Below are 9,475 nucleotides of genomic sequence, written 5' to 3'. Positions count from 1 at the left end.
ACTGCCGGCGGCGGGGGCGGCGCTCGGTGCGGGGGGGCGCGTGGCGGCGGGCGCCGGCTGAGGCTGGCGGGGACGACGCTGGGGCGGCAGGGCGCGTGGCGGCGGGCCTCGGCTTGGCCGGTGCTCCGAGTGCCTGGTGGCCGGCCTCGCCTGAAGCCGAGTTCGGGTTGCGGTGCAGGCACTGCGCGCGCCCGGGCGCGAGGTGGCGGCGCAAGCCGCGGTGGCGGGGGCGCATCCTGGATGCCTCGTCGACGCACGGCGCAGCCGCTGCGCACGGGCCGACCACGCCGGTGCGGGGCGTAGCGCCGGTGTCGTCCGGGGTGTGGGGCGCAGTGCCGGTGCCCGCCCCGGCGCGTGGCGCTAGCGCCGGTGGCCGCGCCGGGCGTGTGACCCAGCGCCGGTGGCCGCGCCGGCGCGTGCCGCTAGCGCGGGTGGTCGCGCCGGGCGTGTGCCGCTAGCGCCGGTGGTCGCGCAGGGCGCCTTCTACTCCAGTCGCTCCGTGACGGCGCGCATCGCGCGGCCGATGGTCTTCAGGTCCTCCGCCGGGATCACGTCGAAGAAGTGCTTCCGGACCGTCCGCAGGTTGTCCGGCGCCGCTCGGCTCAGCGCCTCGTACCCGGCGTCGGTCAGGCGGGCGACCACCCCGCGCCGGTCGTCGTCGCTCGGGGTGCGGTGGACCAGGCCGCGTGCCTCCAGGCCCTTGATCCGGTGCGAAAGCCGGCTCCGGGAGTAGTACGCCGACGCCGCGAGGTCGGCCATCCGCATCGACCGTCCGTCCGCTTCGGACAGCCGCACCAGGAGTTCGAACTCCGCCAGGGTCAGGCCGTGCCGGTCCTGCAGGTTCCGGTCGAGCAGGTCGATGAACCGGATCGATCCCTCGATGAACGCCCGCCAGTCGCGTTGCTGATCCGCGTCGAGCCACTCGGTCACCGCCCCACCCTAGCAGTTGACGTCTTCAACCACTCACGGCTATGGTAGTTGAAGACTTCAACTACCAAGGAGGCGACGATGACCGGCGCATGGGTGGTCCAGGCGGACGAGGCGGAAACCGTGGCGCGGCCCGCGTTGCAGCTGCTGGCCGACGCGAGCCACACCGGCGGGCTGCTCGGCGCGAACCGGCTGCACCTCGAGCCCGGGGAACCCGGCACGAAGCCGCACTACCACGCGCGCTCCGCGGAGGCGTTCTACGTGCTCGCCGGAACCCTGCGGATGCTGATCGGCGCCGAGGTGATCACTATCCGGCAGGGCGGCTACGCGGTGGTGCCGGCGGGTGTCCGGCACGCGTTCGCCGCTCCGCCGGACAGCCCCGCGGACGTCCTCATCACGCTGGTCCCGGGCGTCGAACGGTTCGGCTACTTCCGGCGGCTGCCGGAAATCCTGCGCGGCGACCTCGCCGAGGAGGAGGTCACGCGGATCCACGAACAGTACGACGTGCACTTCGTCGACGGCCCGGACTGGGACGCGGCCGGAGCCGGGCAGGCCCGCGACTAACTTTCGGCTCTGCCGGGTAGTCAGGCGGCGACGCAGGCCACATTTCGCCGCTCTGTACGCCGAAGTTCGGCTTGCCTAAAATCGTGGTTCGGCACGGTGACGGGAGGGCGCATGGCGCTGACGGATCAGCTCGGACCACGGCTCAAGCGGGTGCGCTCCGGCTCCCTGCTCCTCGGCCCGGCGTTCGTCGCCGCGATCGCCTACGTCGATCCGGGCAACGTCGCCTCCAACATCAGCGCCGGCGCCCAGTTCGGCTACCTGCTGGTGTGGGTGATCGTGGCCGCGAACCTGATGGCCGGGCTGGTCCAGTACCTGTCGGCGAAGCTGGGCCTGGTCACCGGGCTGTCCCTGCCGGAGAACCTGCGCGAGCGGATGCCGCGGACGGCCCGCCTGGGCTACTGGGCGCAGGCCGAGACGGTCGCGATCGCGACCGACCTGGCCGAGGTCGTCGGCGGCGCGATCGCCCTGAACCTGCTGTTCGACCTGCCGCTGCTGGTCGGCGGCGTGATCACCGGCGTGGTGTCGATGGCGCTGCTGCTGGTGCAGGACCGGCGCGGCCAGCGGCCGTTCGAGCGGGTCATCACCGGCCTGCTCGGCGTCATCGCGGTCGGCTTCCTGGCCAGCGTCTTCGTGGAGCCACCGTCGGCCGCCGACGCGGCCGCCGGCCTGGTGCCGAAGTTCGCGGGCACCGAGAGCGTGCTGATCGCCGCCGCGATGCTCGGCGCCACCGTCATGCCGCACGCCGTCTACCTGCACTCCGGCCTCGCCCGCGACCGGCACGGCAAGGTCGAGCGCGCCCGGCAGTTCCGCCTGCTGCGCATCACCCGGTTCGACGTGGGCCTGGCGATGCTGCTGGCCGGCGCGGTGAACCTGTCGATGGTGCTGCTGGCCGCGACGAACCTGCAGGGCCAGGAGGGCGTCGACTCGATCGCGGGCGCCCACGCCGCCGTCGGGGACACCCTCGGCCCGGCCGTGGCACTGCTGTTCGCGATCGGGCTGCTGGCCTCGGGCCTGGCGTCGACGTCGGTGGGCGCCTACGCCGGCGCGATGATCATGCAGGGCCTGCTGCGCAAGCGGATCCCGCTGCTGGTGCGGCGGCTGATCACGCTGCTGCCCGCGATCGTGGTGCTCGCGATCGGCGTGGACCCCAGCCGCGCGCTGGTGGTCTCCCAGGTGGTGCTGTCCTTCGGCATCCCGTTCGCCCTGGTCCCGCTGGTGCGGCTGACCAGCGACCGCGGCCTGATGGGCCCGGCCGCCAACCACCGCGTCACCACGACGCTGGCGTGGGTCATCGCGGCCGTGATCATCACCCTGAACGTGGCCCTGATCTACCTCACCTTCGCGGGCTGAACCCGGAACCGTTCGGCGCCGGCGACGGTCGGACTAGCATCCCGCTGTCCGAACAGTCACGATCACCGGAGCCACGTTGACCGAAGAGCAGACCCAGCAGACCACCCCGCGCCCGGCCGGACCGCGGGTCGTGGCCGGCCGCTACGCGCTCCTCGGCGAGCTGGGCCGGGGCGGGCACGGCGTCGTGTGGCGGGCGCAGGACCAGGTGATCGGCCGCCAGGTCGCGATCAAGGAACTGCGCCTCGCCGACGGCGCCGAGGAGACCGTGTTCACCGAGCGCGTGCTGCGCGAGGTGCGCACCGCCGGACGGCTCAACGACCCGGCGATCGTCACGGTCTTCGACGTGGTCGCCGAGGGCGGCGCGACCTACATCGTGATGGAGCTGGTCGAGGCGCCCACGCTGGGCGACCTGGTGCGCCAGCACGGCGCGCTGCCGCCGCAGCAGGTGGCCTCGATCGGGCAGCAGGTGCTCTCCGCGCTGCAGGCCGCGCACGAGGCCGGCATCGTGCACCGCGATGTCAAGCCCGGCAACATCATGGTGGGCCCGAACGGGCGGGTGAAGCTCACCGACTTCGGCATCGCCACCGCGATCGACGACCCGCGGCTGACCTCGAGCGGGACGATCGTGGGCTCGCCGGCGTTCATGGCCCCGGAGCGGCTCGACGGCCGGGAGGCGCTGCCCGCCTCCGATCTGTGGTCCCTGGGCGCGACGCTGTTCCTGGCCGTGGAGGGCAAGTCGGCGTTCGACCGCCCGACCACCGCGGCGACGATGAACGCGATCCTCACCGAGGTGCCGTACCTGACCCGGGCGCAGGGCCCGCTCGCCTCGGCGATCATGGGCCTGCTGGTGGCCAACCCGGACGGCCGGATCTCCGCCGCCCAGGCCGGGCACCTGCTCGGCATCGCCGCGCACAACACCCCGCCCGGCGGGATGGGCACCGCGGTCCACACCGGACCGCCGCCGACCCGGTTCGCCCCGGTGCCGCCACGCAAGAGCCGCCGCGGGCTGTGGGTCACCGCGGGCGCGGTGCGGGCGGTGCCGCTGCTCGCCGGCGGTTTCCTGGCCGGCCAGTGGTGGGCGGGACAGCGCGCGGACGACGCGATGCTGCCGACCATGACCTACGGGACCGGCGGCGACCTGGACTTCGACCCGGGCAGCTCGTACCGGTGCTACAACGGCCGCCTCGACCCCGGCTACCGGATCAACTCCGACAACCAGGTCAGCTGCGACAAGCCGCACGAGCTGGAGGTCTACGACGAGCAGGACAGCCTCGGCAACTCCAGCGCCGGGGACGACGAGGCCGGGTTCGTGGCCTATCCGGGCGCCGACGCGCTGCGCCGCTACGCCGAGTCCTTCTGCGCGCTGAGCTTCCACTCCGCAACCCTCGACGCGGACGCCCGCGCCACGCTCACCTACCGCGCGCTCGTGCCGGCGCAGGCCGAGTGGGAGGCCGCCCCCGAGGAGTCCTACGACGACCCGGTCCGCGGCATCTACTGCCTGGTCGCGAAGAAGGGCGGCGGGCAGCTCACCGAGGCGGTCACCCGCAAGGTCCGCTGACGCGAAAGGTTACGGCGGGAGATCACCTGGTCCAGCGATTCTCCGGCGGAGGGTGGCCCGTTCCTGCGGATCATGCCGTTTTGGCAGGTCGGCACGAATATTCACAGCGAGAAGAGGTACCGTCAGAGCATGTCCAACCCACCTTCGGCAGCGCCCGGGAGGCCCTTCGGGCGCGTGCTCACCGCGATGGTCACCCCCTTCGACGCGGACGGCGCAGTCGACCTGAAGCGGGCGCAGGAGCTCGCCGAGCACCTCGTGGAGCTGGGCAACGACGGTCTGGTCGTCAACGGCACCACCGGCGAGAGCCCGACCACGACCGACGCCGAGAAGGCGGACGTGGTCCGCGCCGTCGCCGAGGCGGTGGGCGACCGCGCCACCGTGATCGCGGGCGCCGGGACCTACAACACCGCGCACAGCGTCGAGCTGGTGCAGCAGGCCGAGAAGGCCGGCGCCCACGGCGTCCTGCTGGTCACCCCCTACTACTCGCGCCCGTCGCAGGCCGGCCTGTACGCGCACTTCACCACGGTCGCCGACGCCACCGGCCTGCCCGTGATGCTCTACGACATCCCGCCGCGCTCGATCGTGCCGATCGAGGTCGACACGCTGCGCCGCCTGGCCGAGCACCCGCGCATCCTGGCCGTCAAGGACGCCAAGGGCGACCTGCTGGCCGGCAGCGAGGTCATCGCCAACACCCACCTGGCCTACTACTCCGGCGACGACGCGCTGAACCTGCCGTGGCTGTCGGTCGGCGCGGCCGGGGTGGTGAGCGTGATCGGTCACGTGGTGGCCGGCCGGATCCGGGCCATGATCGAGGCCTACGAGGACGGCGACACCTCGACCGCCCGCACCAACCACCGCGGCATGCTGCCCGTCTTCCGCGCCATGTCGCGCGTCGGCGGTGTCGTGTTCGCCAAGACCGCGCTCGCCCTGCGCGGCCACCCGGTCGGCGGCCCGCGGCTGCCGATCGTGCCCGCGACCCCGGAGCAGGTCGAGGCGATCGCCACCGACCTCGCCCAGGCAGGGGTCCCCCTGGCGGAGTCGCCGTCACCGGACTGGCACTCTTCCCGGGTGGCGCAGGCCGACTCCGCGGCGGCCTACGTCGCACCCACCACTCACACCAGCGTTGGGACCATTCACAGGTGATCTCGGCAGGACCCGGACCGACCAACACCCCATCCGCACTGCCCGAAGGCGGCCTGCGCACGGTCGCCCTCGGCGGCATCGGCGAGGTCGGCCGCAACATGACCGTCTTCGAGTACGACAACCGCCTGCTGATCGTCGACTGCGGCGTGCTCTTCCCCGAGGACGAGCAGCCCGGCGTCGACCTGATCCTGCCCGACTTCCGGGCGATCGAGGACCGGCTGTCCGACATCGAAGCCCTCGTGCTCACCCACGGCCACGAGGACCACATCGGCGCCGTGCCGTTCCTGCTGCGCCTGCGGCCGGACCTGCCGGTCTACGGCTCGCGGTTCACGCTCGCGCTGCTGGAGGCCAAGTGCCGGGAGCACCGGCAGCGGCCGAAGCTGATCGAGGTGACCGAGTCCGAGCGGCGCACGGTGGGACCGTTCGAGCTGGAGTTCTTCGCGGTCAACCACTCGATCCCGGACGCGCTGGCGGTGGCGCTGCGCACCCCGGCCGGGGTCGTGCTGCACACCGGTGACATCAAGCTCGACCAGCTGCCGCTGGACAACCGCCTGACCGACCTGGCCGGGTTCTCCCGCCTCGGCGACGAGGGCGTGGACCTGCTGTGCATCGACTCGACCAACGCCGAGGTGCCCGGGTTCGTCACCCCGGAGCGCGACATCGGCCCGGTGCTCGACGATGTCATCGGCAAGGTCACGCAACGGGTGATCGTGGCCTGTTTCGCCAGCCACGTGCACCGCGTGCAGCAGGTGCTCGACGCGGCGGTCCGGCACGGCCGCCGGGTGGCGTTCGTGGGGCGGTCGATGGTCCGCAACATGGGCATCGCGGCGGACCTGGGCCTGCTGAACATCCCCGAGGGCCTGCTGATCAACCTCGACGAGGCCGTCAACCTGCCGGAGAGCCGGGTGCTGTTCGTCTCCACCGGGTCGCAGGGCGAACCGCTGTCGGCGCTGTCCCGGATGGCGCGCGGCGAGCACCGGCAGATCTCGATCCGCGCCGGGGACACGGTCGTGCTGGCCAGCTCGCTCATCCCGGGCAACGAGACCGCCGTGTTCGGCGTGGTCAACGGCCTGGTCCGGCTCGGCGCGAACGTGGTGCACCAGGGCAACGCGAAGGTGCACGTGTCCGGGCACGCCTCGGCGGGGGAGCTGCTGTTCCTCTACAACGCGATCCGGCCGAGCAACGTCATGCCGGTGCACGGCGAGTGGCGGCACCTGCGGGCCAACGGCGCGCTCGCGATCCGCACCGGGGTGGCGCCGGAGAACGTGGTGCTGGCCGAGAACGGCGTGGTGGTCGATTTGGTGGACGGCCGGGCGCGCACGGCCGGGCGGGTCGAGGTCGGGCACGTCTACGTCGACGGCCTGTCGGTCGGCGACGTCGGCGAGTCGACTCTGTCCGACCGGCTGGTGCTCGGCGAGGGCGGGTTCATCGCGATCAACGTCGCGATCGACTCGACCACCGGCCGCGCGGTGAGCACCCCGACGGTGTCCGGGCGCGGGTTCTCCGACGACCCGAAGGCACTCGATGCGGTGGTTCCGCTCGTGGAGATGGAGCTGTCCCGCACCGAGGTCGAGGGCATCACCGACAGCCACCGGATCGCCCAGGCCGTGCGCCGTGTGGTGGGCCGATGGGTCGCCGAGACCTACCGGCGCCGCCCGATGATCGTGCCGACCGTCATCCCGGTGACGTACGGACAGGCCGATCCGACAGCGTAGGTAATCTCCGTCACTGCGCCTAACCTGGATCGCATCCTGGCGAGCGAGGCAGCGGAGGCGGTGCGAGGTGGGCCGACATTCGTCTCCCGCCCGGCGGCGGCCGCGGCGGGCGTGGGCGGTCGCCGGTGTCCTCGTCGTGCTCGGCGGAGCCGGCTGGATCGCCACCAGCGTGGTGCGTGACCAGGGCGGATGTGAGCGGCCGGTGGTCGTGCGCGTCGCCGCCGCGCCCGCGGTGGCGCCGGCGGTCGCCCTGGTCGCCCGCCGGGTGGCGCAGACCGGGTGCGCCGCGTTCGAGGTCAACGCGGTCGGCTCGGCCGCGGTCGCGCAGTCGCTGGCCCTGCCCGGCGGCGCGGTCCGGCCGGACGTGTGGATCCCGGAGTCGACGCTGCAGCTGCGGCGCGCCAAGGGCGTCGGCGCGAGCGGGATCGCGGGCGGCACCAGCATCGCCAGCTCACCGGTGGTGTTCGCGGTGACCGAGGAGGTGGCGGCGGGCCTGGGCTGGCCCGGCCGCGTGCCGTCCTGGGCCGACGTGCTCGGCGCGCCCGGCCTCGCGCTCGGGCTGCCCGATCCGGGCCGGGACCCGGCGGGCCTGTCCGCGCTGATCGGCATCCGCGCCGCGGTGCCGGCCGCCGACGCCTACGCCGCCACGCTGCGCCGGTTGTCCCCGAACGCGGTCCCGGCGACCGACGACTTGTTCACGCGGCTCGCCGATCGCACGCTCGCCGGGTTCCCCGTGTCGGAGAACGCGCTGCTGCGCCACAACGTGCGCACCGGCGTCGCCGGCAGCCAGAGCGGGCTGGTGGCGAGCTACCAGGCCGAGGCGCCCGCGCTCGATTACCCGTTCGCCGTGCTCGGCGGGGCGGGGGAGTCCCAGCGCGCGGCCGCGGCGGCGCTGCTGTCCGCGCTGCTCGGCCTGGAGGGGACGAACGCACTGGCCGACGCCGGGTTCCGCACCCCGGACGGCCGGTACCTGCGCGACGGCGCGGGGCTGAACATCAGCGACCGGACCCTGCCGTCGCCCGCGGTGCCGACCGACGCCGACGTGGACGCGCTGCTCGGGCAGTGGGCGCGGATCAACTCCAGCTCGCGGGCGCGGGTGCTGATCGACGTGTCCGGGTCGATGGACGTCGAGGTGCCCGGCACCGGCCGGACGCGGATGCAGCTGACCACCGACGCGGCGGCGCGGGCGCTGTCGCTGTTCAAGCCGACGTCGGAGACCGGTGTGTGGGAGTTCGCCACGCGCCTGGACGGCGACCGCGACTACCGCGAGGTGCTGCCGATGCGGCCGGTGAGCGATCAGCTGGCGTCGGGGGCGGCGGAGCGGTTGCGCGCGATCCAGGCCACGCCCGACGGCGACACCGGGTTGTACGACACGGTGCTGGCCGCGTACCGGCTGGCGTCCGCGGAGTGGCAGCCCGGGCGGCTCAACCTGGTGATCGTCCTGACCGACGGCCGCAACGACGACGACCACGGCATCAGCCGGGACGCGCTGCTGGCGGAGCTGACCCGGCTGTCCGACCCGGCCCGCCCGGTGGCGATCATCGGCATCGGGATCGGCCCGGACGTGGACGTGGCCGAACTGGCGGCGATCACCGCGCCCACCGGGGGCCAGGCGTTCGCGGCGCCGGATCCGGCTCGGATCGCGGAGGTGTTCTACGGTGCGCTGGCCGGGCTGAGCGGGGCCTGAAACGCCTGGATCACCAGCGCGCCGGGAGGCCCGGACGCGCGCCGCCGCCGAGGTGGCGTGCAGGCCGCGGTGCGCTATGAGCACCAGGTCGTCCAGGACGGAGTCCGCCCGGGCGTTCTCCCGCATCGGCACGTCCAGCCCCCGGTGGCGAACAGCGCGCGGGCCGCGTCCAGGATGCGGACGCGGTTGTCCAGGGCGGACGGGGGCGTTCGTTAGCGTCGGCGGACGTGAAAGCAGTGGTGATCGAGGAGTTCGGCGGGGTGGACGCGGTGGCGCTCGGGAGTTCCGGTGTGGTGGCGCATTTCGGCCTGGCCCGCGCGGGGTTCGCGCCCGGCGGGTCGGTGCTGGTGCGGGGTGCGGCCGGCAGCATCGGCATCACGGCGGTCCAGCTCGCGGCCCGGGGCCGTCGCGGTCACCACGTCGCCGGCCGAGCGTGGTGACCGCCTGCGGGAACTGGGCGCCACCGAGGTGCCGGACCGGTCCGGACCTGCCGCGTTCCTCGGCGAGCTCAACCCCGACGGCCGGATCGTG

7 protein-coding genes and 1 pseudogene are annotated in these 9,475 nt (G+C 73.4%); 7 read left to right on the top strand and 1 reads right to left on the bottom strand.

The genetic code is table 11. The features are described from left to right. Positions 1–483: 483 nt before the first annotated feature. Positions 484–930, bottom strand: a complete 447-nt coding sequence (locus D0D15_RS25145; protein WP_094005874.1) for a MarR family winged helix-turn-helix transcriptional regulator — start codon at positions 928–930, stop codon at positions 484–486. Between the two features lie 78 nt (positions 931–1,008). Between D0D15_RS25145 and D0D15_RS25140 the strand changes: the two genes are divergently transcribed. The 7 genes and pseudogenes from D0D15_RS25140 to D0D15_RS25110 all read left to right on the top strand — a co-directional run. After that, complete coding sequence (locus D0D15_RS25140) at positions 1,009–1,491, top strand: cupin domain-containing protein (protein ID WP_094005875.1); 483 nt, start codon at positions 1,009–1,011, stop codon at positions 1,489–1,491. 111 nt (positions 1,492–1,602) lie between these two features. Continuing rightward, the gene (locus D0D15_RS25135; protein WP_162830657.1) at positions 1,603–2,841 is read left to right on the top strand and encodes an Nramp family divalent metal transporter; all 1,239 of its coding nucleotides are present in this window, start codon (positions 1,603–1,605) and stop codon (positions 2,839–2,841) included. 76 nt (positions 2,842–2,917) lie between these two features. After that, positions 2,918–4,399, top strand: coding sequence for a serine/threonine-protein kinase (locus tag D0D15_RS25130; RefSeq protein ID WP_115944783.1), 1,482 nt, complete (start codon positions 2,918–2,920; stop codon positions 4,397–4,399). Between the two features lie 129 nt (positions 4,400–4,528). Then, on the top strand, positions 4,529–5,542 hold the full coding sequence (gene dapA / locus D0D15_RS25125) for a 4-hydroxy-tetrahydrodipicolinate synthase (protein ID WP_094005877.1): 1,014 nt from the start codon (positions 4,529–4,531) through the stop codon (positions 5,540–5,542). Next, positions 5,542–7,257: a ribonuclease J gene (locus D0D15_RS25120; protein WP_369806801.1), complete on the top strand. Its 1,716-nt coding sequence runs from the start codon at positions 5,542–5,544 to the stop codon at positions 7,255–7,257. Before dapA ends, D0D15_RS25120 begins: the two co-directional genes overlap by 1 nt. A 67-nt stretch (positions 7,258–7,324) precedes the next feature. After that, positions 7,325–8,944, top strand: coding sequence for a substrate-binding domain-containing protein (locus D0D15_RS25115; RefSeq protein WP_115944782.1), 1,620 nt, complete (start codon positions 7,325–7,327; stop codon positions 8,942–8,944). Positions 8,945–9,204: 260 nt separating this feature from the next. Further along, positions 9,205–9,475, top strand: a pseudogene (locus D0D15_RS25110) (NADPH:quinone reductase); the annotation flags it as partial.

The organism is Amycolatopsis thermalba (assembly GCF_003385215.1).
Classification (GTDB): Bacteria; Actinomycetota; Actinomycetes; order Mycobacteriales; family Pseudonocardiaceae; genus Amycolatopsis_E; species Amycolatopsis_E thermalba.
The sequence above is the reverse complement of the archived record's forward strand: the minus strand, read 5'-3'. Positions and strand labels throughout refer to the sequence as shown.